The sequence below is a fragment of the Arthrobacter sp. Y81 genome (assembly GCF_002929335.1).
Classification (GTDB): Bacteria; Actinomycetota; Actinomycetes; order Actinomycetales; family Micrococcaceae; genus Arthrobacter.
Genome location: NZ_PJIL01000007.1, coordinates 145,841 through 167,969, shown reverse-complemented (window position 1 = coordinate 167,969; position 22,129 = coordinate 145,841). Strand labels below are relative to the sequence as shown.

At 66.7% G+C, this 22,129-nt stretch carries 20 protein-coding genes and 1 pseudogene; 6 read left to right on the top strand and 15 right to left on the bottom strand.

The window, feature by feature from the left end; genetic code table 11:
* Positions 1-260: 260 nt before the first annotated feature.
* Entirely contained in the window at positions 261-2,009 is a 1,749-nt protein-coding gene (locus tag CXQ91_RS11530; protein WP_104174045.1) for a pyruvate dehydrogenase, read from the top strand.
* A gap of 100 nt (positions 2,010-2,109) precedes the next feature.
* On the opposite strand, the gene CXQ91_RS11525 is transcribed toward CXQ91_RS11530, so the two are convergent.
* The gene (locus CXQ91_RS11525; RefSeq protein WP_104174044.1) at positions 2,110-2,466 is read right to left on the bottom strand and encodes an iron chaperone; all 357 of its coding nucleotides are present in this window, start codon (positions 2,464-2,466) and stop codon (positions 2,110-2,112) included.
* A 220-nt stretch (positions 2,467-2,686) separates the two neighbouring features.
* Here CXQ91_RS11525 and CXQ91_RS11520 point away from each other — a divergent pair, with 220 nt between their 5' ends.
* Positions 2,687-3,979, top strand: a complete 1,293-nt coding sequence (locus tag CXQ91_RS11520; RefSeq protein WP_104174043.1) for a serpin family protein — start codon at positions 2,687-2,689, stop codon at positions 3,977-3,979.
* A gap of 115 nt (positions 3,980-4,094) precedes the next feature.
* Here the strand turns inward: CXQ91_RS11520 and CXQ91_RS11515 are convergent, their stop codons facing one another.
* The 4 genes and pseudogenes from CXQ91_RS11515 to CXQ91_RS11500 all read right to left on the bottom strand — a co-directional run bounded on the left by CXQ91_RS11515 (position 4,095) and on the right by CXQ91_RS11500 (position 7,056).
* Positions 4,095-4,937, bottom strand: a complete 843-nt coding sequence (locus tag CXQ91_RS11515; RefSeq protein ID WP_104174042.1) for a hydroxymethylpyrimidine/phosphomethylpyrimidine kinase — start codon at positions 4,935-4,937, stop codon at positions 4,095-4,097.
* Between the two features lie 56 nt (positions 4,938-4,993).
* Complete coding sequence (locus tag CXQ91_RS11510) at positions 4,994-5,422, bottom strand: hypothetical protein (protein WP_104174041.1); 429 nt, start codon at positions 5,420-5,422, stop codon at positions 4,994-4,996.
* A pseudogene (locus tag CXQ91_RS11505) lies at positions 5,419-6,337 on the bottom strand (TIGR01777 family oxidoreductase). Before CXQ91_RS11505 ends, CXQ91_RS11510 begins: the two are co-directional and overlap by 4 nt.
* 62 nt (positions 6,338-6,399) lie before the next feature.
* Complete coding sequence (locus CXQ91_RS11500; RefSeq protein WP_104174140.1) at positions 6,400-7,056, bottom strand: TetR/AcrR family transcriptional regulator; 657 nt, start codon at positions 7,054-7,056, stop codon at positions 6,400-6,402.
* Positions 7,057-7,301: 245 nt separating this feature from the next.
* On the opposite strand from CXQ91_RS11500, the gene CXQ91_RS11495 reads away from it, so the two are divergent.
* Entirely contained in the window at positions 7,302-7,997 is a 696-nt protein-coding gene (locus CXQ91_RS11495; protein WP_104174040.1) for a queuosine precursor transporter, read from the top strand.
* A 28-nt stretch (positions 7,998-8,025) separates the two neighbouring features.
* Here CXQ91_RS11495 and CXQ91_RS11490 read toward each other — a convergent pair whose 3' ends face one another.
* The 6 genes from CXQ91_RS11490 to CXQ91_RS11460 all read right to left on the bottom strand — a co-directional run bounded on the left by CXQ91_RS11490 (position 8,026) and on the right by CXQ91_RS11460 (position 13,911).
* The gene (locus CXQ91_RS11490; RefSeq protein WP_104174039.1) at positions 8,026-8,970 is read right to left on the bottom strand and encodes a hypothetical protein; all 945 of its coding nucleotides are present in this window, start codon (positions 8,968-8,970) and stop codon (positions 8,026-8,028) included.
* Between the two features lie 202 nt (positions 8,971-9,172).
* On the bottom strand, positions 9,173-10,477 hold the full coding sequence (gene tgt / locus CXQ91_RS11485) for a tRNA guanosine(34) transglycosylase Tgt (protein ID WP_104174038.1): 1,305 nt from the start codon (positions 10,475-10,477) through the stop codon (positions 9,173-9,175).
* Positions 10,478-10,520: 43 nt separating this feature from the next.
* Positions 10,521-11,246: a hypothetical protein gene (locus CXQ91_RS11480; RefSeq protein WP_104174037.1), complete on the bottom strand. Its 726-nt coding sequence runs from the start codon at positions 11,244-11,246 to the stop codon at positions 10,521-10,523.
* A gap of 61 nt (positions 11,247-11,307) precedes the next feature.
* Complete coding sequence (locus tag CXQ91_RS11475) at positions 11,308-12,363, bottom strand: DUF6707 family protein (RefSeq protein WP_104174036.1); 1,056 nt, start codon at positions 12,361-12,363, stop codon at positions 11,308-11,310.
* Positions 12,364-12,519: 156 nt separating this feature from the next.
* Positions 12,520-13,059: an NUDIX hydrolase family protein gene (locus CXQ91_RS11470; RefSeq protein ID WP_028271117.1), complete on the bottom strand. Its 540-nt coding sequence runs from the start codon at positions 13,057-13,059 to the stop codon at positions 12,520-12,522.
* A 135-nt stretch (positions 13,060-13,194) separates the two neighbouring features.
* A complete protein-coding gene (locus CXQ91_RS11460) occupies positions 13,195-13,911 on the bottom strand; it encodes a hypothetical protein (protein ID WP_104174035.1) in 717 nt (238 codons plus the stop codon).
* A 94-nt stretch (positions 13,912-14,005) separates the two neighbouring features.
* Between CXQ91_RS11460 and CXQ91_RS11455 the strand changes: the two genes are divergently transcribed.
* A complete protein-coding gene (locus tag CXQ91_RS11455) occupies positions 14,006-14,602 on the top strand; it encodes a YdeI family protein (RefSeq protein WP_104174139.1) in 597 nt (198 codons plus the stop codon).
* A gap of 58 nt (positions 14,603-14,660) precedes the next feature.
* Here the strand turns inward: CXQ91_RS11455 and CXQ91_RS11450 are convergent, their stop codons facing one another.
* From CXQ91_RS11450 to CXQ91_RS11435, 4 genes are all read right to left on the bottom strand, one after another.
* Positions 14,661-15,797, bottom strand: a complete 1,137-nt coding sequence (locus tag CXQ91_RS11450; protein ID WP_181038861.1) for an ABC transporter ATP-binding protein — start codon at positions 15,795-15,797, stop codon at positions 14,661-14,663.
* 50 nt (positions 15,798-15,847) lie between these two features.
* A complete protein-coding gene (locus CXQ91_RS11445) occupies positions 15,848-17,440 on the bottom strand; it encodes an iron ABC transporter permease (protein WP_104174034.1) in 1,593 nt (530 codons plus the stop codon).
* Between the two features lie 22 nt (positions 17,441-17,462).
* Positions 17,463-18,518 carry an iron ABC transporter substrate-binding protein gene (locus CXQ91_RS11440; protein ID WP_104174033.1) on the bottom strand — a complete coding sequence of 352 codons (1,056 nt, stop codon included), beginning with the start codon at positions 18,516-18,518 and terminating at the stop codon, positions 17,463-17,465.
* A 161-nt stretch (positions 18,519-18,679) separates the two neighbouring features.
* On the bottom strand, positions 18,680-19,891 hold the full coding sequence (locus CXQ91_RS11435) for a glycoside hydrolase family 76 protein (RefSeq protein ID WP_104174032.1): 1,212 nt from the start codon (positions 19,889-19,891) through the stop codon (positions 18,680-18,682).
* Between the two features lie 129 nt (positions 19,892-20,020).
* Between CXQ91_RS11435 and CXQ91_RS11430 the strand changes: the two genes are divergently transcribed.
* Complete coding sequence (locus CXQ91_RS11430) at positions 20,021-20,830, top strand: SDR family NAD(P)-dependent oxidoreductase (RefSeq protein WP_104174031.1); 810 nt, start codon at positions 20,021-20,023, stop codon at positions 20,828-20,830.
* Between the two features lie 44 nt (positions 20,831-20,874).
* On the top strand, positions 20,875-22,056 hold the full coding sequence (locus tag CXQ91_RS11425) for an acyl-CoA dehydrogenase family protein (protein ID WP_104174137.1): 1,182 nt from the start codon (positions 20,875-20,877) through the stop codon (positions 22,054-22,056).
* Positions 22,057-22,129 lie beyond the last annotated feature (73 nt).

The window sequence follows — 22,129 nt, the reverse complement described above, 5'->3', positions numbered from 1 at the left end:
TACGACGGCGGGTGGCCGCCCGCCGTCGTACGCTCACCCCACAGAACGCTCTCGCAGATCCTGCAGGAAATACCCGGTCGCTCTCTCACTTTCTTCTGGAAAGTGAGAGAGCGTCTCGGGTTTTCCTGCGTTAAGTGAGAGAGCGTTCCGGGTTTTCCTGCGTTAAGTGAGAGAGCGTTCCGAGGATGGTGGGGACTATATTGGCCCTGTCAGTTGATCAACCTGTCAGCCCATCAACGTGATCGCGGGAGTGTGCACTCATGGCCAAGGAACTTGCCACCCAGCTCATCGAACAGCTCCAGGCTGCCGGTGTCCAGCGAATTTACGGGATCGTGGGGGACAGCCTCAACCCGATCGTCGACGCCGTCCGCAAAACGGGCGGCTCCCAGCACGGCGGAATCGACTGGATCCATGTCCGGCACGAGGAGGCTGCCGCGTTCGCTGCCGCGGCGGAAGCCCAGCTGACCGGCCGTCTTGCCGTTTGCGCCGGGTCCTGCGGCCCGGGCAACCTGCACCTGATCAACGGGCTGTACGACGCGAACCGCTCAGGGGCGCCCGTCCTGGCCATCGCCTCGCACATTCCGAGCAAGCAGATCGGCAGCGGCTTCTTCCAAGAAACCCATCCGGACCGGCTCTTTAACGAATGCTCGGTGTACTCGGAGCTGGTCAGCACGGCAGAGCAGGCGCCCCGCGTCATGCACAGCGCGATCCAGCACGCTGTCGGGCTCGGGGGAGTCGCCGTCGTCACTCTCCCGGGCGATATCGCCGGTCTGGACGCAGCGGGCGAGACGCCGCTGCCCGCGACGTTCCGGCGCGCAACCCTCGTCCCGGACGCCGTGAGCGTCCGGGAGCTCGCCGATGCCATCAACGCGGCCGACAAGGTTGCCATCTTTGCCGGGGCAGGAACGCAGGGGGCCCACGACGAAGTCGTCGCCCTCGCGGAAGTGATCGGCGCCCCGATCGGCCACACGCTGCGGGGCAAGGACTTCATGCAGTACGAGAACCCGTACGACATCGGGATGACGGGGCTGCTCGGCTACGGCGCCGCGGCCGAGGGGATCGAGGACGCGGACCTGCTGATCCTGCTCGGCACCGATTTTCCCTATGACCAGTTCCTCCCCGACACCCGCACCGCCCAGGTGGACCGGGCCGCCCACAAGCTGGGCCGGCGTACCGACGTCGACATCGCCGTCCATGGCGACGTGCTGCCAACGCTCACCGCGCTGAGGCCCCTGCTGGCTCCAAAGAAGAGCCGCCGCTTCCTCAACCAGATGCTCAAGAAGCACGACCGGCTCATGAACAAGGCCGTGGGCGCCTACACGCGCAAGGTGGAAAAGAAGCAGCCGATCCACCCGGAGTACGCGGCCTCGATCCTGGACCAGGTGGCCGCGGAGGACGCCATCTTCACCGCTGACACGGGCATGTGCAACGTCTGGACCGCGCGCTACATCAACCCTCTTGGCACGCGCCGGCTGATCGGCTCGTACCTGCACGGGTCCATGGCCAACGCCCTGCCGCACGCGATCGGCGCGCAGCTGGCCTACCCCGGACGGCAGGTCATTTCGGTCTCGGGCGACGGCGGGCTGTCCATGCTGCTCGGCGAGCTCGTCACCGTTGCTGCCCATCGTCTGCCCGTGAACGTTGTGGTCTTCAACAACTCCACCCTGGGCATGGTCAAACTCGAGATGCTCGTGGACGGGCTGCCCGATTTCGGCGTGGACGTGCCCGACGCCGACTACTCCGCCGTCGCCCGCGCCCTCGGCTTCCACGCCGTCCGCGTCACCGATCCGGCCCGGATTGAGGAGGCCTACCGGGAGGCCTTCGCGCATCCCGGACCGTCGCTGGTGGAACTCATTACGGATCCCAAAGCGCTGTCCATCCCCCCGAAGATCACAGGGTCGCAAGTCCTTGGCTTCGCGACTGCCATGTCCAAAGTGGTCCTGAACCGCGGCGCCGGCGAAGCCGTGAGCATGGCCCGCAGCAACCTGCGGAACATCCCGCGGCGTTAGGGACCAGTGCGGCAGGTGCCCAAGGACGACGACGGCGCTGCCGCCCGCCGTCGTACGCTTCCGCCCGTCGTACGCTTCCGACGGCGGCGACAGCCGGCCTCTACTGCCCGCGGCGTTCGCCCGCAAGCAGCGCCGCCGTTTTTTCGATGAGCCCGTACGGGACCGGTTTGCCCAACGGGAATTTCAGCGTTCCCTTGGCTGTCCGGTACGGGGCGATCTCAGCCTGGAAGTCCGCGTCCCCCGCGGGCACGGGATACACGGAAATATGGTGCGCCCACCCCGCGAAATACACCACGTACTTGCCGTCCAGGGTGACGGTGGGGATGCCGTAGCTGATCATCTCGCCGGACTCCGGCACCGCCGAGTGGCAACTGCGCCGGACCTCCTGGAGGACGCCCCGCACCTCGGCTGGGAAGGACGCGATGTACTCGTCAATGCTGCTGAAATGCTGTGCCATTTAGTGTTCCTCCGAATGTCACGAGGATACGCCCGTGAAGGAAATGCGGGAGCGTTGGCGAAAACGTTGCGAATGGTGAGAGAGCGTCGGAGGGGTGATACCAAAACGACGGTAAACCGTGACCCTACGGGCATCGTCCTGCAGCGGGCAGGCTGGTTGACTGAAGGGAGACGGGCGGATTCCCGCCATATGCCGGCAAGGCAGGTCCAAGGGGGAGAAAATGAAGACATTCCGCGTGGCCAGGATCGCAACGGCCGGTGCCCTGGTGGCCCTCACCGCCTGTTCGGCATCGGCGCCCGAACTGCTGAAGGCCGACGGCGTGGAGAGGGTTTCGGTGGACCGGGCGGCTTATGCCGCCGAACTGCGCTCCTTCCGGGCTTCCGCCCTGGGCCTCGGCGAGGCCCTGCTGGCCGACGGCGGCGACGGCTCCAACGGGAACGTGGTGTCCTCGCCCGGGAGCCTGCTGATTGCGCTTGCGATGCTTCGCGCCGGCGCGTCTGGCGGGACTGCTGCGGAGATGGACAGCGTCCTGCAACTTCCCATGGAGAATCGCGATGAGGCCATGAACGCGCTTCTCAGCTCGCTCGAGAAGTTCGACGGCGACCCCGGCGCAGTGGATGAGGACAACCCGCCGCGGAAACCGGTCATGCACGCCGCCAACGGGCTATTCGTGGACAAGGGCGTGCCCACCGGTGATTCCTTCCTGGACACTCTCGCCCGGCACTACGGAACCGGCGTGTATCCCGTGGACTTCAGTGATGAGGGTGCAACGAAGCCCGCCATCGATGCCTGGGTGAACAGGAACACGGGCGGCCGGATCAAGGAAGCCCCCGCAAAGTACGATCCAGACAACACGTTCAGCCTGCTCAATTCCCTGTACTTCGCGTCCGCCTGGAGGGCGCCGTTTGACCCGAATGACACCTCGGACCTGCCCTTCACAACAGCCGCCGGCGAGGAAATCGAGGCGCCGGCAATGCATAACGAACTGGAGATGAAGTACGCGGAAGGGGCCGGCTGGCAGGGCGTGGACCTTCCCTACGCCGACGGTTTCGTCATGCGGCTGGTCCTCCCGGATGCGGGAGCCGCTGCAGGATCCCGCCCCGCCTCAGCGGCTTTCGACGCAGCCAGGCTTACGGAAATCGCGGATACGTTCGACACGGCAGCGCTTGAGACAGTGCAGATCCAGCTGCCCCGCTGGGACCACAAGTGCAGCTTTGACCTGCGGAAGGTGTTTGAGTCGCTCGGCCTGCGGAAGACCCTCAACACCACCGAGGACTTCAACAACATCCAGCCCAAGATGATGATCACCCAGGCGGCGCAGGCTGCCAACATCACTGTCGCTGAAAAGGGCACCATCGCCGCCGCTGTCACCCAGATCAACGGAATGGCCACCAGCGCCCCGCCGCAGCCCGAGCGGACCATCGCCTTCGACCGGCCGTTCCACTATCAGATCGTGCACGTGGAAACCGGCCTGCCGCTGTTCATGGGAACGGTGGCCGACCCCCGCTCCTGACCGGGACGCTCTCTCAGATCCTGCGACGAAAACCGGGACGCTCTCTCACCAGTGAGCGAGCGTCCCGGTTTTTCGTGCGAAAAGTGAGAGAGCGTCCGGTAAGGCGGGGGAAGAGTTAGCGCGGGCCGCCCTGCCACAGGGCGTCGAACGGGGCGCCGGAGACCATACGGTTGCGGATGCCGGCGGTCACAAACGCCTTCGCACTGCGGGCAGCCTCGAGCGGAGTCGCGCCCTTGGCCAGCTCGGCCGTCACCGCGGCGGCCAGGGAACAGCCGGCGCCGGACACGGCCACTTCGCCCACCTTGGGGGCGGACAGGACTTCCAGCGTGTCGCCGTCGTAATAGACGTCGACGGCGTCGGGTCCGGCCAGGCGCACGCCACCCTTGGCCAGCACCGCCGCGCCGCTCAGCTCATGGATGCGGATGGCCGCGGCCTTGAGGGACTCGACGTCGGTGATCTCCAGTCCGGACAGCGACTCCGCCTCGAAGTGGTTGGGCGTGACAAACGTGGCCAGCGGCAGGATCTGCGCCTTGAGCGCCTGGTCGGTATCTAGTGCGTGGCCCGGTTCCTGGCCCTTGCAGATCAGCACCGGGTCCAGCACCACGTTGGTGAACCCGCCCGAGGTTAGAGCGGACGAAACGGTCGAAATGGTGGCCGGGCTGCCCAGCATGCCGATCTTCACGGTGTCCAGTACGGACGGCGCGCCCGAAGCGGCCCCATATGCCGCCGTCGTCGCCTCCAACTGGTCCGCGATGACCTGCTGGTCCACCGGGACAAAGCGGTGGTTCCAGTTGTCGTTCGGGTTGAAGGACACGATGCAGGTCAGGTTGGCGATGCCGAAGACGCCCAGTTCCTGGAAGGTCTTCAGGTCGGCCTGCGCTCCGGCACCGCCGGTCGCTTCGGACCCGGCAATGGTGAGGGCAACGGAAGGATACGTCTCAACAGCGGCAGAAGTCATCCACCCATCCTGCCACCGGGCCCAAACAGGCCGCATTGTGCGTATGACCAATATCGCTACCGGACTTCGGGTTCAGGCGCCGGCGGCCCGACGTCGTATTTCCTGGCAAGTTTTGAAACCGCGAGCCGGCCCAACGCGGCCGCGGTGCCCATTGCGGACGCAGCGAAGTAGTTGGCCGGATCGGCGAAGACACCGAATGGAACTCCCAGCCCGGCGCCCAGCAATCCAAAGGCGGTTACGTGGATCCATTGGCTGCTGACCGGCCGCATCAGCAGACCCAGCGGCATGGCCAGGCTCCACCCAACGACTATCGCGGGAATGGCCCCATACATCAGGGCCGCCAGGGAGAACCACAGGCCGGACAACGAACGCGGATTTTGCATTTGGACGCTGGCTCCGAACAGCAGGCAGAACGTCACATGCGTCACGAGGATGCCGAGCCACACGGCGCCTGCGCCCAGCACGACGCGGTCGGGGCGGCTCATGCCTGCCGCCCGGTGATCTCCTTAAGGGCGCTTCCCAGCTCGGGATGCCTGAAGATGAAGCCGGCATCCAGCAGTTTCCGCGGCTGCACCCAGCGGCTCTTGAGCACCAGCTCGGTCTCGGTGCGGATTAGCACGGCGCCGAGCTCCAGCAGCCAGACGGGGGTCGGCAGGCCAAGCGGCACACCGTGCGCCCGCCGGACCAACTTCATCAGCTGCCGGTTGTCCACGACGTCGGGCGAGGCCACGTTCACCGCCCCCGTGATATCCGTCCGTTGGTGCACGAACAGCACGCTGCGGTACAGATCCTCCACATGGACCCAGCTGAACATCTGCCTGCCGCTGCCCATGGGGTCCACCCAGCCCCAGCCTGGCCAGATTGGCCAAAGGACGCATCACGCCGGCGCCGGAACCGAGCACGATGGAGATCCGCAGCGGAATCTTGCGGGTGAGCGGCGTTTCGGAGCGGGCCAGGGCACCCTCCCAGGCCCTGGCGACATCCATAGAGAAGCCCTCGCCCAGCTCGCCGTCGTGGTCCGACTGAGGCGCGTCTTCTGCGTGGCGGTAGATGGTTCCGGTGCTGGCGTTGATCCACGTCGCCGGGGGAGTGGAGCAGTTCCCCACCGCCCGGCCAAGTTCCGCTGTCGTGTCAACCCGCGATGCCAGGATCTGTGCCTTGTTCCGCTGGCTGTACCGGCAGTCCACGGAACGTCCGGCGAGGTTCACCAGGATTTCGGCACCGTCGATCGCCTTGGTGATCCCGGCGTCGTCGCCCCAGCGGGCGGTGTCCACGCCGGTGTCTGTTCGGGCGCGGCCGATGGTGCGGACCTGCCAGCCGTCCTGCTCGAAGCGCGTCCGGAAATGCCCGCCGATGAAGCCGGATGCTCCGGCCAGGACTACGGTCTTTCTGTTGTCCATGTTTCCCCCAATGATTGCTGCTGTGTGACGCCCGGCTGCAGGCTTTTGGTGCCGGAATCCGGCTATTCGCGGACGCTGCGGCTCAGGCTCAGGACATCGTCCAAAACCTTGCTGACCCCGGGAATCCTTGCGAGGGAGAGCCCGCGGGCAATGAGCGGCGCCACGCCGTCGATCAGTTTCCGGGTGCGGCGCCGGTCCTCCGACGTGTCATAGACCCAGAAGAGCGCCACTCCCATGTAGCCGAGCCACAGGAGCTCCGGCAGGTCGGCCCGGAGCTTCTTGGGAACCGCCGGGCTGGCGCCCTCCACGATGTTCCGGAAGATGGCCAGCGAGGCATCGCGGGCGGCCGTGGATTCTCCGGAGAACGGGTTGACGGGCGACGTCGGCCGGATGGCGGTGGCGATGAATTCGGCACCGAAGCGGTGGTACGGCTCCATGACGTCCAGCCCGGCGTGCAGCGTGGCCTTGAGCCTGCCGCTGAGGTCTTTGACGCCGTCGACAGCTTCGGCCGCCTTGACGGCATGCTCCGCCTGGACCCGGACATAGAGTTCCTGGACCAGCTCGTCCTTGGACGCGAAGTAATAGTAGGCGTTGCCCACTGACACTCCGGCCTCCGTAGCGATGGAGCGCATGGTGGTCTTTTCGAAGCCGATTTCACGGAACATCCGCAGTGCCACGTCGGCAACAAGCTGCCGCGTCTGCTCGCTCTTGCTTGCCATGGGCATCCCCGTCTCCCGATTTTTGAACGTGTTCAAGAAGTGTCGCACAAGAACTGAACGTGTTCAAATTTGTCATTGGTTCCGCCCGCCGGTGCCCGCGCCGCACCCGGTGGTGCGAGAATGGAAAACGGCTCCGGCGGAAGTAGTTCGCGGGAGCCTCTCCCAGTGCTAATACAGCCGGCTGCTGCAGCGATCTCCTCGCGACTTTCCGGGCAGCCGAGCGAACCACTCCGAATGGATCACCCATGACTACCGCCAAGACTTTCCCCGCCCCTGCGGCGCCGAAATTCGCCTCGATCGGTTCCCCCTACTTCGGCATCATGTTGGCCCTCATGGCCGTGGTGCTGATCCTTTCCAACATCGGGGCGTCCAAAGGCGTAGCGATCGGTCCGATCATCACGGACGGCGGCTTCTTCCTCTTCCCGCTGGCCTACATCCTGGGCGACGTCATCAGCGAGGTCTACGGGTTCAAGGTGGCGCGCAAGGCCATCATCACCACGTTTGCCCTGTCCGTGTTCGCCTCCATCTGCTACTGGGTGATCATCGCCCTGCCCGGCTTCGACGACGAGTTCGGTACCTCCAAGCAGGCCGCCCTCGAGGGCGCGCTGGGCCCGGTCCCGCAGATTGTGCTGGCCTCGCTGCTGGCATTCCTGGCCGGGCAGACCATCAACTCCTGGATCCTGGTGAAGATGAAGGCGCGCACAGGCGAAAAGTCCCTGTGGGCGCGGATCATGAGCTCCTCGGTGGCCGGCGAATTCGTGGACACGCTGATCTTCTGCAGCATTGCGGCGTCGGTCATCGGCATCACGGACTTCGGCACCTTCGTGAACTACGTGCTGGTGGGCTTCCTCTACAAGACCCTGGTGGAGTTCTTCTTCGTGCCGCTGACCGCCTTGGCCATTGGCTGGATCAAGAAGCGCGAACCGAGCTACGGGGCGTAAGCGCCTCCCGAAGGCCAGCCGCTCCACCTCAGGCACTGCGGGGCCGGCCAGCCAGGGCCCGGAGCACACGGTTCTTGAAATCCGGTTTCCGGAACAGGTCTTTCCACTCGATCCGGACGAAGAGCCATCCTTCCTCCGTCAAGGCTTTTTCGCGGAGACGTTCCTGGAAGAGCACCTCGTCGGTGGGTTCGAAATCGAAGTATTTAGCCTTGCCATCAAACTCGAGCGCGACCTTCTCTTCCTTCCACGCGAAGTCCAGGCGATGCCTCCCGACCCGGCTCGCCACCTCAACCTGCGGCTCGGGAGGCCTGATCTTCAGCCGGAGGATCAGCTCTCGTGTGAGCGTTTCCCCGGGGGATTCGGAGCGCGGGTCGGCGGTGGCCAGTACTCGACGGAAGGTCCGGATACCGCGCCGCCCGTCCAAGGAATCTGCCATCACCTGCAGGTATGATCGGTCCGCACCGAGGCGCAGCGCATGGTCCATCACGATGAGCGATTGCCGGTAGTTCAGCATCATGGCGCAATCCGCGGCCGTCCTCTCCAGCGAGGTGGTGTGCAGGCCGCCCAGCATAGTTACGTCGTTGTCGGAGAAAGCACGCGTGTGGCACTGCACATCCTTGCCGTGGCGCTCATTCGACGGTCGCACCCGCTGCAGAATATGGACTATGTCATCCACGTTCCAGAGATAGAGGAGGTGCAGGCGTGCAGCGGACGTGTGGCTGTAAACGAAGGCGCCGGTCGACGTCGTGCGTGTTCCATGCGCATGCGCGTAAATCAGCTGTCGGCTCCGGACGCGGGCGGACTGTGCGTTCCAAATGCTGGCGCGGAGATAGCAGCCGTAGCGCAGCCGGACGAGCGAACCTGGATCCAGCAAGGCCTTGATAGACCGTGAGCCGAATCCGAGGTCGAAGAGCTGGTCCGTCCGCCAGAGGTTGCTCGTTGCTGGGAGTGTTGGGGTGTTGTTGTGCAGCATGGGACCAGCGTCCGGTGCCGTCAAAGCTCCCGGTAGACCCCGCCGTCGCTATGTGGAAAACGCGACGTCGCCGGAAACGTGCGAGAACGCCGTAGCCCGGGGCCTTCCGGCGAACCCGCACGTTTCCGGCGACTTCGGCGGCGGCAGGGGGGAGTGCCGCGGTGGGCTCGATGGAGGGGCAGGCGCGACGGCGGGGCCGGCCCTAGGAGTAGTAGCGACCCAGGGTCTCGGCCTTGAAGTCGAAGAAGTTGCCGTCTTCGATGGCCAGCCGGGCGTCGTCCACCATCTTCACCACGAAGCGCTCGTTGTGGATGGAGATCAGCGTGGCCGAGACCATCTCCTTGGCCTTGAACAGGTGGTGGATGTAGGCCCGGGAGTAGTTCAGGCAGGCGTAGCAGTCGCAGCCTTCCTGCAACGGGCCGAAGTCGCGCTTGTACTTGGCTCCGGACAGGTTGAACCGCCCGTCGGGGGTGTAGAACGCCGAGTTGCGGGCCACCCGGGTGGGGGAGACGCAGTCGAAGGTGTCCGCGCCGTTCTCGATCGCGGTGAAAATGTCGTCCGGTTCGGAGATGCCCAGCAGGTGCCGCGGCTTGTTCTCCGGCAGCTCCTCGTTACACCACCGAACGATGGTGCCCAGGTTCTCCTTTTCGAGCGCGCCGCCGATCCCGAAGCCGTCGAAGTTCATGGCGCCCAGGTCCCGGCAGGCCTTGCGGCGCAGGTCCTCGTACTGCGCGCCCTGGATCACGCCGAACAGCGCCTGGTAGGGCTTGCCCGCCCGCTCGGCGGTAAGCCTGAAGTGCTCGGTGATGCAGCGCTCGGCCCAGCGTCGGGTGCGTTCCAGCGACTCCTCCTGGTAGCCGCGGGAGTTCTGCAGCGTGGTCAGCTCGTCGAAGGCGAACATGATGTCGGCCCCGATCTGATGCTGGACGTTCATGGAGATCTCGGGGCTGAAGCGGTGCCGGTCGCCGTTGAGGTGGCTCTTGAACCACACTCCTTCCTCGTCCACGTGGGCCAGCCGTTCCTTGCCCGGCGCCACGGCGTCATCCGGTCCGGAGGTGTCCACCGATTTCATGTCGATGACCTTCTTGAACCCGGAGCCCAGGCTCATTACCTGGAAACCGCCGGAGTCCGTGAAGGTGGGCCCGGACCAGTTCATGAAGGCGCCCAGCCCGCCGGCCTCGTCCAGGATGTCCGCCCCCGGCTGGAGGTACAGGTGGTAGGCGTTGGCCAGGACCGCCTGCGCGCCCAGCTCGGCGATGGATTCGGGCAACACGGACTTCACCGTGGCCTTGGTGCCGACGGCGATGAACGCCGGCGTCCGGATCTCGCCGTGCGGGGTGCTGATGGTCCCGGTCCGGCCCAGGAATTCCCCGCCGTTGGCGGCCACCAGCTCCGGCGTCGGCGAACACGACTCACTCAGGCGCTTGCCCACGGCGAAGGAAAACTCGGACTGCAGGGCTGCGGCCCCCGGCTCGAACGAGAGCGAAGGTTCAGTATTGGCTGGCACGGTTCAAGTGTGCCAGCTTCCGCTGGCGAACCTTAGCCGGCCGTTAGTGCACGGGGTCCGATGTGGGGTAGTTCTCAGCCCGCCAGCTGTCCCAGCTGCTGCGGATTTCCTCCAGCCGGTGTGCCCCCAACTCGTAGGTGGAGACGATAACCATGGATCCGCCGTCGGGCCTGACCTCGGCGATGGGCGGCTGGTCGGCGACGATCAGCAGGCCGTCGCCGTGTTCGGCGTAGCTGTGCACGGTGAGCCCCACCTGGTGGTTGGTGCGGTACCAGACCTTGCCCGAGATCTTCTCGCCGGTGGCGAGAGTCAGCGAGAACGGCTCACCGGGCGCGGGGATATCCCGGAGCCCCAGCTTGTCGATCGCGGAGCCGTCCCCGCCGGGAACCGAAAAGAAGGCCGTGCGGCGCTTGCCGTGAGGGTGGTGCTCCAGGGCGAAGCGGAGCTGCTGGAGGAACGTCAGCCAGCTTTGGGTGATGTCCTCGTCCCACGCGGCCCACTCGGAATTGTGGTCCAGGGCTGCCCGCGTCACGCTGACCTGGGTGCCGGTGGAAACGGGTTTCAGGGCGAACTCATCCCCGCCGTCCACGGTGAGGCTGGTGTGGTCAGGGCCTTCAACCACGGTGTCCTTGAAATAGATTTCGTTGATTTCGGCGGCCAGGTCCTCGGCCTCCCAGCCGTGCCACTGGGCAACCTTGGCCGGTTCACGCAGCATTGTCCAAACCTGCTGCGCATCGGAATTGATCACAACGCTCAGTTTGTTCGTCATGGAGTGAATCTACAACTCCCGGCGCCGCCGGGGTAGGGCCAAACGAGTAGGGCCCATGGCCTCAAGCCCGAACGGACTCGAGTTCGTTGGCGATCCGGCGCTCCAGCTCCTTCAACCCGATGGTTTCAGAGCCGCCGTGCGCCCGCAGGAACATCAGGGCCTCAAGCCGCAGCAGCCGCCATTCGCGTTCGGCGTCCGGGTTCGAGTTGTCGATGGCCCGGAAAATTTCCTTGTCGTACAGGTTCGGTTCGTTCAGGGAGCGCTGCCGGATCTTGGCGTTGATGCGGGACTTGAACGCGTCCGTTTCCATCGCGTCGGGGGCGCGGAGGAGCTTTTCGTACACGTCGGCGCGGTCCTCTTTCCCGGTCTGCCGGCAGATGTAGCTGGACAGGGCCAGCGCCGCCTCGACGGACGTCCACCGGCCCGGGTTGCCGTCGAACGGCAGCACGTTGAGCAGGTCCGCGACGGCCAGGGCGCCCTCGGCGTCCTTGAGGGTGACGAACAGTTCGTGGGCCAGGTCGCTGAGGTCCTTGAGGCAGCTTCCGGATTTGGTGTTGATGCCCTTGGCCAGCCGGTCGCTCAGCAGCATCACGCCCAGTGCGTCCGGATGCGCGGCCGCGGCGGCCCCGACCACGGACTCCGGCGTTCCCGAGGGCTCCGGGATCAGTGCCAGTTCCTCCTCGCTCGGACCGGCGGCTGGGGCCGTTGCCGGCGTTGCGGCCGGACGGGGAGGCACGACGACGGCGGGAGCCGCCGGGGCGCCGCTTTCCCCGGCGGAGTCTGCCCGGGCGGCGGGGGGCTCAACGACCTGAAGCGACGTGGCGGCGTCGGACTCCTCGGACACCGTGTCCGCACCGGAACGGGAGCCGGTGGCGTCACCGGTAGTGGCGGAGCCTGGATCTGCCACCAGGACCGCTGACCCGGCCGCGATGCGCAGGATCCCGCCGCCGGTGAGGGTTGCGAGGACCACGGCCGGTGTGCCGAAATCGTCATCCTCGACGAGGACGCTCTGGATTTCGGCGGACCGTTCGCCGTCAGGGAGAAGCAGGAGGTGGCCGGTCTGCAGAGAGCCAGCCTGGAGCTCACTGTATTGCTGGGCGGCTGGGGGGTGGGTCATCGGGAGTCCTTAAGTTCTCTTGCGGTCCGCCCTACAGTCTACTAAGGGGCGCGCGCGAAGTCGGGGACGCCCGGGTTCCTTCGAGCGTCCCCGCAGAAGCCGCAGCACTGTAAGCGGCCCCCAGGCCCGCCGGCAGTCAAAGGCGCTGCGCCGTGCTTAGCTGCCCACTCCAGCGAACGCGAGCGCCTGCCGGACCAGGGCGCCGCGGCCGCCGCTGAATTCCAGCTGCACGTCCGGGCTGAGGACCTCCTCGGGAGTCATCCAAGTGAGCTCGAGGGCATCCTGGCGGGGTTCGCATTCGCCCGTCACCGGGATGATGTACGCCAGGGAAACAGCATGCTGGCGGTCGTCGGTGAATCCCGTGTGGGACGGCGCCGGGAAATACTCGGCAACGGTGAACGGGACCGGGCTGATGGGCAGCTGCGGGAACGCCAGCGGACCCAGGTCCTTTTCCATGTGGCGGAGCAGGGCCGCGCGGATGGTCTCGCGGTAGAGGACGCGGCCGGACACGAGGGAACGGACCATGGTGCCGTCCTCGTCGGCCTGCAGCAGGGTACCGACTTCGTTCACGAACCCCAAGGGATCAAGGCGGACGGGTACGGCTTCCACGTAAACCATGGGAAGCCGGCCCCGGGCTTCGAAGAGGTCCTCATCGGACAGCCAGCCGGGATTCGGGTCAGGAGTGCGCACGTTCATGCTTAAGTTCTACCCCATCCGTGCCCGAACCCCGTGCCGCAACTTCACACGGCGAGGACGGATTCGAGTGGTTCCCCTGCCGCGATCCTGGCCAGGAGGTCCGGTTCGGCGGCTTCGGCGCCGACAGCAGGCCCCTTAGTGCCGGGCTGAAACCCAGAGGGCCGGGGCGTCGGCGCCCACCTCGTCGGGGTTGGCCACGTGCAGGGTCCGTCCGAAGGCCTCTTCCGTCATAGTGACCTGGTGGCCCGCAGCAGCCAGCCGGTCCCGCAGGGCAGACAAGTCGCCGGTGTACTCAAAGCCCAGGCCGGACCGGGCGTTGCCGTTTCCGGGGCGCACCATCAGCACGCCGCCGTTCTTCGCGGTGAAGTCCGCGGTTTCGTCGTCATCCGGGACCGGCCGGAGCCGGGCGCCCATGTTGCGCAGGGTCTGTGTGGCGGCCGCGGCGTCCGGAGTGAACCAGACTTCGACGACGGCGAGCGCCGGATCGGCGTCCGCGCTCTGGGCGCTGTGGGCGGCTTTGTCCGCGAAGAAACTGAAACCGTCCCCGCCCGTGATCCGGCAGGTGTCGCCGTGGTCCGCCGTGGTCAGCTCGGCCGGCGAGGTCCCGTCTTCCACTCCGGCCTCGTTGGTGCGCCGGGCGAACTCGGCGAGGTCGCCCACTTCGACGCCGAACGCCGTCGTCCCGTCCCCTGCGGAGCCGGCCTCGGCGGCGTGCAGCGCGAGCCGGCCGGATCCGGCGTCGTACTCCTTCCAGGAGCCGTCATCGACGGTCCGGATCATTCCCAGGTCGGTGAGCAGCCGCTCCCACTGGTCCAGGCGCGAGGTGAAATGGATGGGGCGGACACGCAGCATTGGATCTCCCGGGGTGAAGGCTGACGAAGAATTGTGGTGACATGGCCATGATGCCACGCCTTGAATGAGGAGTCCCGTGGAGCAGAATGGTGCCATGGCCATTGAACTCGAGGAACTTCTGGTGAAGGACGCCGCCGAATGGCGCACCTGGCTGGAACAGCACCATGCCACCAGCCCGGGCGTGTGGCTGGTGCTGCACAAGAAGGGCGGCAACACCACTGAACTGGACTACGAAGCCGCGTTGCAGGAGGCGCTGTGCTTCGGCTGGATCGACGGCCAGGGCAAACGGCGCGACGACGAAAGCTCCTTCCAGCGGATGACCCGCCGCGGGCCCAAGAGTGTCTGGTCGGCGCGGAACGTGGACCGCATCGAAAAGCTTGAGGCCGCCGGCAGGATGACAGCGGCGGGCCGCGCCGCTGTCGACGCCGCCAAGGGGGACGGCCGCTGGGAGGCTGCGTACTCCGGACAGGCATCCGCGGAACTGCCGGAGGACCTGGCGGCCGCTATTGCGGCCGAACCGCGGGCGCAGGCCATGTTCGACGTGCTGACGTCGGTGAACCGCTACGCCCTGATTTACCGGACGAATTCGGTCAAGCAGGCAACCACCCGGGAGCGCAAGATCAAGGGGTTCGTGGAGATGCTGGCACGCGGCGAAACCCCGTACCCGCAGAAGAAGCGCCCCGCGGACTAGCCGGGCGGCGGAGTAGCCGGGCCGCGCGGCACCGAGGCGCCCGGTACGCGACCCGGCGTCAGTCCTGCCCGTTCGCGTCCACCGGGAAGGCCACGGCCTCGCCCACCACACGCAGGCAGAGCTCCATGCCCGGCCGCGCGATGGAGGCGTTCCAGTGCCGGATGGTGATCACTTCGCCGCCGCCGGGAAAACGGTGGTCCGGGATGGCGCCGGCGGCCAGTTCCGGCGGCACGGCCAGCTTGAGGCGCACGGTGGTTTCCGGGCCGAAGTAGTCCGTATCCACCACCACGCCGCGGATGGGGCCGTCCTCGGCGATGCGGATCTGTTCGGGACGCAGCATGAGCTGTACGCGGCCCTGGGCCGGAGGCCTGCGCACCGGGATGCCGCCCAGCGAACAGGTGGCCAGCGAGCCTTCCATCCAGGCGTCCAGGATGACGGCGTCGCCCAGGAATTCCGCGGTGGCGCGGTCTGCGGGGCGTGTGTAGACCACAAACGGGTTGCCGATCTGGGCCAGCCTGCCGCCGCGCATCACGGCCACCTGGTCGGCGAAGGAGAGAGCCTCGGCCTGGTCGTGCGTGACCAGGATGGTGGTCACGCCGGCTTCGTTGAGGACCTTGGCCACTGCGCGGCGGGTGGCCACGCGGAGGCCGGCGTCAAGCGCGGAGAACGGCTCGTCCAGCAGCATGAGCTCCGGTTCGCGGGCCAGGGCGCGGGCCAGCGCCACGCGCTGCTGCTGCCCGCCGGAGAGCTGGTGTGGCCGCCGCTTGGCCATGGACGGGTCGAGGGACACCATTTCCAGGAGTTCGTTGACCCTGGCGGCAACCTCCCGCCGCCCGCCGGACACCTTGCTGGCGCTGAGGCCAAAGGAGACGTTCTGGCCGACGGTGAGGTGCGGGAACAAGGCGCCGTCCTGGGCGACGTAGCCGACGTGGCGTTTGTGCGCCGGTACCCAGAAACCCTCGCCGGCCACGGTGGCGCCGTTGAGGGAGATGCTGCCGGTGTCGGGGTGCTCGAAGCCGGCGATGAGGCGCAGCAGCGTGGTTTTGCCCGAGCCGGAGGGGCCCACGATCGCGGTGGTCCCGCCCCTGGCCACGGACAGGTTGACGCCCTTGAGGACCGCCTGTGAACCGAAGTTCTTGGTGACGGCCTCGATCTCCAGGTGGCTGTTCGTGCTGGTCGCCACGGACGGGGCGATCCGTGGCTCCGGAAGCCTGGAGGGGGCATCAGGCGAAGTGTAGGAATCTGTCACTGTCCGGCCACTTTCTTGGACTGCTGGAAGAGGAGGTAGGTCATGGGGGCGGAGATGAGGATCATCAGCAGCGCATACGGTGCCGCGCCGGCGTAATCGATCTCGCTGCTTTTGCTCCAGAACTCGGTGGCAAGGGTCCGCGTGCCGTTGGGGGAGAGCAGCAGGGTGGCAGTGAGTTCGTTGACGATGGCAAGGAACACGAGGGCGGCCCCGCCTGCCGCAGCGGGCGCCGTGAGCCGCAGCGTGACACGGATGAAAGACACCAGGGGCGGCTTGCCCAGCGCCTGCGCGGCCTCATCGAGTTCCTTGGGCGCCTGGGCCAGCCCGGCCCGGATGTTCACCAGCGCGCGGGGCAGGAACAGCAGCACATAGGCCGCGATAAGCAGCACGGTGGTCTGGTAGAAACCGGGGGCAACCCTGATGCTGACGGTCACGAAGGCCAGGCCCACCACGATGCCCGGCATGGAGCTGGTGACGTAGTTGGACAGCTCCAGTGCCTTGCTGAACCAGCTCGGGTGCCGCACGGCAAGGTACGCCATGGGGAAAGCCACCACGGTTGTAGCCAGGGCCCCGGTCAGTCCGTAGCCCAGGGTCTGCAGCAGTGCGGGGAGGAACTCGTCCGTCGCCCAGATGTCCGCTCCGCCCGCGAAGATCCAGCGGAGCACGAACGTCAGCGGAAGGCCGAAGGCAAGGGCGGTGAGACCGGCCAGGAAGAGCTGCGCCGGGGCCTGGTAGGCATGGAGGGGCAGGCGGAGCGCCCTGGCCTGTGCTCCGGATCCCACCCGTGCGTAGCGGGCGGTGCCCCTGCCGCGCACCTCCACCACCAGCAGGATCAGGCAGAAGAACACCAGCACGCTGGCCAGCATGTTCCCGGCGGTGCCGTTGAACGTGGACTGGTACTGCACCATGATCGCGGTGGTGAACGTGTCGAAGCGGATCATCGCGAAGGCGCCGTATTCGGCAAGCAGGTGCAGCGAGACCAGGAGCGCCCCGCCGGTCATGGCGATGCGGAGCTGCGGGAGGACCACCCGGAAGAACGTGCGCCACGCGCCCAGGCCCAGCGACGCCGCGGACTGCTCGATCGCGGGGTCAAGCCGGCTAAGGGTGGCCGCGGCGGGGATGTACACCAGCGGAAAGTAGGACAGCGTGGCGATCAGGACGCCGGACCACAGGCCGCCCAGCGAAGGTATGGCGGAAACCCAGGCGTAGCTGTTGACGAAGGCGGGGATGGCCAGCGGGGCGGCCAGCAGCACAGCCCACCACTTGTGTCCGCGCAGCCCGGTCCGCTCCACCAGCCAAGCGCCCCCCACACCCAGCGCCACACACAGCGGCACGGTGATCGCCATCAGCAGCAGCGTGTTGAGGAGCAGCTCGCCCACCCGCTCGCGGAAGATGAGTCCGACGGCGGCGTCCCACCCCGTGGCGGCCGTCATCACAATGACGTACCCCAGCGGGATCAGGGAAAACAGGGCAATGAGGACAGCAATGATGGCTACTGCGGAAACGCCGAAAGGCGGGCGGGGGCGCTTGCCCCTACCCGCCGTCGTCGTGCTTCCGGGTGTTTCCGGTGCCGCTAGGTCAGTTAGCACAGTGTTTCCATTTGGCACCGAGTTACAGGAGTCCTGCCTTGGTCATCAGTTCGGTGACCTTCTCGGAGTTGAGCTTGGCCGGGTCCACCGTCGGCGCCTGCAGTTCCTTGATCGGAACCAGCTTGTCGTTGGCCGGGACCTCGGAGGCAACGGCGTATTCGAAGGAGGTGCCCTTCTGGAGGACTTCCTGGCCCTTCTTGCCGGTGACGAACTTCAGGAAGGCCTGGGCTGCAGCCGCGTTCTTGGAGGAGTTCAGCACGCCGCCGCCGGAGACGGAGACGAACGCGCCCGGGTCCTGGTTCTTGAAGTAGTACGGCGTGACGTTCTTGGAGTTCTCGCCGGTCTTGGCCTGGTCGCCGTAGTAGTAGTAGTGGTAGATCAGCGCAGCGTCGACTTCGCCGGCGTTGACGGCCTTCATGGCCGTGCTGTTGCCCTTGTAGGCTTTGAAGTTCTCCTTCATGCCCTTGAGCCATTCCTCGGCTGCGGCTTCGCCCTTGAGCTCAAGCAGGGCCGATACGATCGCCTGGAAGTCTGCGCCGGACGGTGAAGCGGCCCACTTGCCCTTCCACTCCGGCTTGGCCAGGTCCAGCATGGACTTGGGCAGCTGGTCTTCGCTCAGCTTGGCCTTGTCGTACACCAGAACGGTGGAGCGGGCGGCAATGCCGGTCCACTTGCCGGTGGAGGGACGGAAGTCGGCAGGCACCTGGTCAATGGTGGCCTTGTCCACGTCCGCGAACAGTCCGGCGTTCTCAACCTGCGCCATTGCGGGTGAGTTTTCCGTCAGGAACACGTCGGCCGGGGAGGCCGCGCCTTCCTGGATGATCTGGTTGGACATTTCGGTGTCCGAGCCCTGGCGCAGGGTTACCTTGACGCCGGTCTCCGCGGTGAACGCGTCCACCCATTCCTTGGTCAGGCTTTCGTGCTGGGCGTTGTAGACCGTGATCTCGCCGGAAGCGTTGCCGTCGGCCGCAGCGGTGCTCGCAGCGGGAGTGGAGCTTCCGGAGCCGCAGGCGGCGAGGCCGAGGGCTGCGGTGGCGGCGAGTGCGATTCCTGCCAGCGCGTTGGTGCGGATCTTCATGGGGGCTTCTTTCTGGAAAAAAGTCTGGTGGACCGGAGTCCGTGTGAGGGGAAGTTAGGGCATGCTCACTGCCAAAACTGTAGGTTAGCCAAACCTAAGGAACCAAGCTGAAGCGGGCTTAAGTGATCAGGATCACATCAATTACGGAACTTTTACGTGACTTAATTCGTGCGGCCATTCGTGCGGGGCGCCGGATCGTGGGGTGCATCCCCACCGGTTGCGGCGGCCTCCAGTGTCATCCACGCCTGCAGCTGGGTGGAAAGTTCGACGGCGCTACCCGCCGGATATGCCCGGCTCGCCGGCGTCTCGGGGAACACCGAAAACACCAGCTGCGCCCCCTGGCGGGCCAGCGGCTCCGCCGGGTCCACGGCGCGGCGGCCCTCCCAGAGCGCCTGTGCCGTTTCGATGACCAGAGTGGCCGCTATGGCCCGCGTCCGGTCGGGAAGCCGTCCGTCCGCTGCGGCCAGCGCAAGGTACCGGGCCAGTATCCCGGTGAACAGGCCGCCGTCGCCCGTTCCGTCGCAGCGAAGCACTGCGGCAGTCCGGCCGGATGCGAGGGTGGCGGGGCGCGTCAGATGGCGGGCTACGGCGTCCACGAGTCCGGCTGCCCGGTCAAGGTTCGGCTGGCCGCCGAGTTCCAGCAGCGCGCCCAGGACCGGGCCCTGATTGTAGGTGTAGATGGCGGCTTCCAGCACCACTTCGCCGTTCCTGCCGATCCTCAACCCGTCCTGGTACATGCCGTGGGCGGGGTCGAACAGCTTGGCGTGGAGCCACTCCACCAGGGCCTGGGCTTTGGCCGTGTTCCCGGTCCGGGCGTAGTAGAGCGCCACCGGTGCGGTGGCCGGCGTGTTCTTGAAGTCCCGTTTCGTGCTCCAGAACGTGCCGCCGCCCAGGTCATCCGTGGAGGCCGAATCGAACTGCAGCGTCAGGCTCTTCCGGATCCGTGCGTGCCGGCGGCTGCCCGGCCTGCGCGTCGCCTCCGCGAGCTTCTCCAGGCGGAGGGTGGACAGCGCGAGCCAGGCCATGTCGTCGTAGTAGTTGTTGACGACGGTCAGGAAATTGCGCAGCCGGATGCCGGTGACCAGCCGCGAGGCCAGCTGCCCGGCACTGGGGCGGTTCCCGCCGTCGAACCTGGCTCCCCGGGCGAGCTCGCGGCGTCCGGCGTCCACCAGGCAGTCCACGTAGTGGGCCTGCCACCAGTAGTGCCAGGGGCGGACCAGGTTCTTCAGCCGGCCGGACGGCCGTTCGATCGCCGCGATATGCGTACCCGGGAGGAAGAACAGCCGCTGCCCGAACATTCGGGTCACGGACCGGGCGGCCTCGTCGGCGCGGGCGGACCAGTCGGCAGGTGCGGCGACGTCTGGGGAGGTCATGGTGCCAGCCTAGCCGGGTGCCCTGCCAGGAGAGCCAGCTGCTGTCCGAACGTGCGGTTTGGCCCCATTCCAGTTAACATTCATTAACTAGCGTTACGCCGGGGTTGGGTTCCACATCAAGGAGGATGGATGGACATCAAAGGTACTGTCGCGTTGATTACGGGCGGGGCCTCCGGGCTGGGCGCCGCAACAGCAGGGCGCCTGTTCGACGCCGGGGCTTCGGTGGTGCTGGTGGACCTGCCGTCGTCCCGGGGCGAGGCAGCTGCCGCCGAGCTGAACGCCCGGGCCGCCGAGCTGAACGTGCCGGCCGCCCCGTCCGCAGTCTTCGTCCCGGCGGACGTGACCAGCGAGGACCAGGTGCAGGTCGCAGTCGACGCCGCGGTTGCCCTTGGACCGCTGCGCATTGTGGTGAACTGCGCCGGCATCGCCACCCCCGGGAAGGTCCTGGGCCGCGACGGCGTGCTCCCGCTGGACGCCTTCAACCGCGTCATCCAGATCAACCTCGTGGGCACCTTCAACGTGATCCGGCTCGCCGCAGCCGCCATGGCCGCCACCGAGCCCGCCGTGACCGAACTCGGGGGGCCGGAGCGCGGCGTCATCATCAACACCGCCTCCGTCGCCGCGTTCGACGGCCAGATCGGCCAGCCCGCCTACGCCGCGTCCAAGGGGGCCGTGGCAGCCATGACCCTGCCGATCGCCCGCGAGCTGGCCCGTTCCCTGATCCGCGTGGTCACCATCGCACCGGGCATCTTCGAAACGCCCATGATGGCAGGACTGCCCCAGGAGGCCCAGGATTCGCTGGGCCGGCAGGTGCCGCATCCCTCCCGGCTGGGCCGCCCGGCCGAATACGCCAGCCTGGCCGCGCACATCGTGGACAACGCCATGCTCAACGGCGAGACCATCCGCCTCGACGGTGCCATCCGGATGGGGCCGAAGTGATATCGGCGGCGGCCCCTGGCCAGCAGGCCCCGGCTGCGACCTCTGTGGAATCACTGCCCACGGCCGATTTCTTCGGGTTCGAATCGCTGCTCAGCGAACAGGAACAGCGGAAGCTGGCGGAGCTACGGGAATTCCTGGCAGCCGAAATCGCGCCGTTCGCCACCGAGTGGTGGAACAACGCCGAGTTTCCCGCCCACATCCTGCCCAAACTGGCAGCCCTCGAACTCAGCGCCCCCGCCCAGCGCGGTTACAGCCACCTGTTCGCGGGCCTGGTGATTGCCGAGATGACGCGGGTGGACACGTCCATCGCCACCTTTTTCCTGGTGCACCACGACCTCTTTGTGGAGTCGCTCTACGGGTTCGGCTCCGAGGAGCAGAAGGCCCGGCTGCTCGACGACGCCGCCAACCTCCGCACCACCGGCGCCTTCGCCCTCACCGAGCCGGAACACGGCTCCGATGTGGCCGGCGGGATGGAAACGCGGGCACGCCGGGTTTCCGGCCTGACCGGGGAAGGCGACGATTACTGGATCCTTAACGGCGCAAAGCGCTGGATCGGCAACGGGACGTTCTGCGACTACATGCTCGTGTGGGCGCGGGACGAGGCCGACGGCGCCATCCGGGGTTTCATCGTGGATGCGGCCCTCCCCGGTGTCAGCCGGAGCCGGATCGAACACAAGATTGCCTTACGCACGGTGCAGAACGCGGACATCGTCTTCCGGGATGTGCGGGTGGCGGAGGCTGACCGTTTCGCCGGCGTCGGGAGCTTCGAGGACACCAACGAACTGCTCCGCGGGTCCCGGATCATGGTGGCCTGGCAGGCGGTGGGCCAGCAGCTGGCGGCGTTCGACGTCGCCCGGCAGCACGCCGTCGAACGTCAGCAGTTCGGGCGCCCGCTGGCCAAATTCCAGCTCATCCAGCAGCAGCTGGTCACCATGCTGGGCAATGCCGTGGCGAGCATGGGCATGATGGTCCGGATTGCCCAGCTGCAGCAGGACGGTACGGCGGACATGGCGCAGGTGGCGCTGGCGAAGTCGTACACGAGCGCCCGGATGCGCGAAACGGTGGCCATGGGGCGGTCCATGCTGGGCGGCAACGGGATCGTCACGGACTACCGGATGGCGAAGATCTTCGCCGACGCCGAGGCCATCTACACCTATGAAGGTTCGTTCGAGATCAATACCCTGATCGTCGGCCGCGCCGTCACCGGGGTATCCGCGATCGTCTGAGCGCCTCCCGCGGCAGGGACCCGGCGCGAACTGGGAGCAAATGACCTCAAAACGTGAATTTGCGGGGATTAGC

Bases quoted from the DNA above. Each gene is read 5' to 3' on its own strand.
- CXQ91_RS11500 (WP_104174140.1), bottom strand. From the start codon at position 7,056: ATGGCAAGCAAGAGCGAGCAGACGCGGCAGCTTGTTGCCGACGTGGCA.
- CXQ91_RS11525 (WP_104174044.1), bottom strand. From the start codon at position 2,466: ATGGCACAGCATTTCAGCAGCATTGACGAGTACATCGCGTCCTTCCCA.
- CXQ91_RS11475 (WP_104174036.1), bottom strand. From the start codon at position 12,363: ATGACCCACCCCCCAGCCGCCCAGCAATACAGTGAGCTCCAGGCTGGC.
- CXQ91_RS11440 (WP_104174033.1), bottom strand. From the start codon at position 18,518: ATGAAGATCCGCACCAACGCGCTGGCAGGAATCGCACTCGCCGCCACC.
- CXQ91_RS11430 (WP_104174031.1), top strand. From the start codon at position 20,021: ATGGACATCAAAGGTACTGTCGCGTTGATTACGGGCGGGGCCTCCGGG.
- CXQ91_RS11520 (WP_104174043.1), top strand. From the start codon at position 2,687: ATGAAGACATTCCGCGTGGCCAGGATCGCAACGGCCGGTGCCCTGGTG.
- CXQ91_RS11435 (WP_104174032.1), bottom strand. From the start codon at position 19,891: ATGACCTCCCCAGACGTCGCCGCACCTGCCGACTGGTCCGCCCGCGCC.
- CXQ91_RS11455 (WP_104174139.1), top strand. From the start codon at position 14,006: ATGGCCATTGAACTCGAGGAACTTCTGGTGAAGGACGCCGCCGAATGG.
- CXQ91_RS11460 (WP_104174035.1), bottom strand. From the start codon at position 13,911: ATGCTGCGTGTCCGCCCCATCCATTTCACCTCGCGCCTGGACCAGTGG.
- CXQ91_RS11510 (WP_104174041.1), bottom strand. From the start codon at position 5,422: ATGAGCCGCCCCGACCGCGTCGTGCTGGGCGCAGGCGCCGTGTGGCTC.
- CXQ91_RS11490 (WP_104174039.1), bottom strand. From the start codon at position 8,970: ATGCTGCACAACAACACCCCAACACTCCCAGCAACGAGCAACCTCTGG.
- CXQ91_RS11480 (WP_104174037.1), bottom strand. From the start codon at position 11,246: ATGACGAACAAACTGAGCGTTGTGATCAATTCCGATGCGCAGCAGGTT.
- CXQ91_RS11515 (WP_104174042.1), bottom strand. From the start codon at position 4,937: ATGACTTCTGCCGCTGTTGAGACGTATCCTTCCGTTGCCCTCACCATT.
- CXQ91_RS11530 (WP_104174045.1), top strand. From the start codon at position 261: ATGGCCAAGGAACTTGCCACCCAGCTCATCGAACAGCTCCAGGCTGCC.
- CXQ91_RS11470 (WP_028271117.1), bottom strand. From the start codon at position 13,059: ATGAACGTGCGCACTCCTGACCCGAATCCCGGCTGGCTGTCCGATGAG.
- CXQ91_RS11495 (WP_104174040.1), top strand. From the start codon at position 7,302: ATGACTACCGCCAAGACTTTCCCCGCCCCTGCGGCGCCGAAATTCGCC.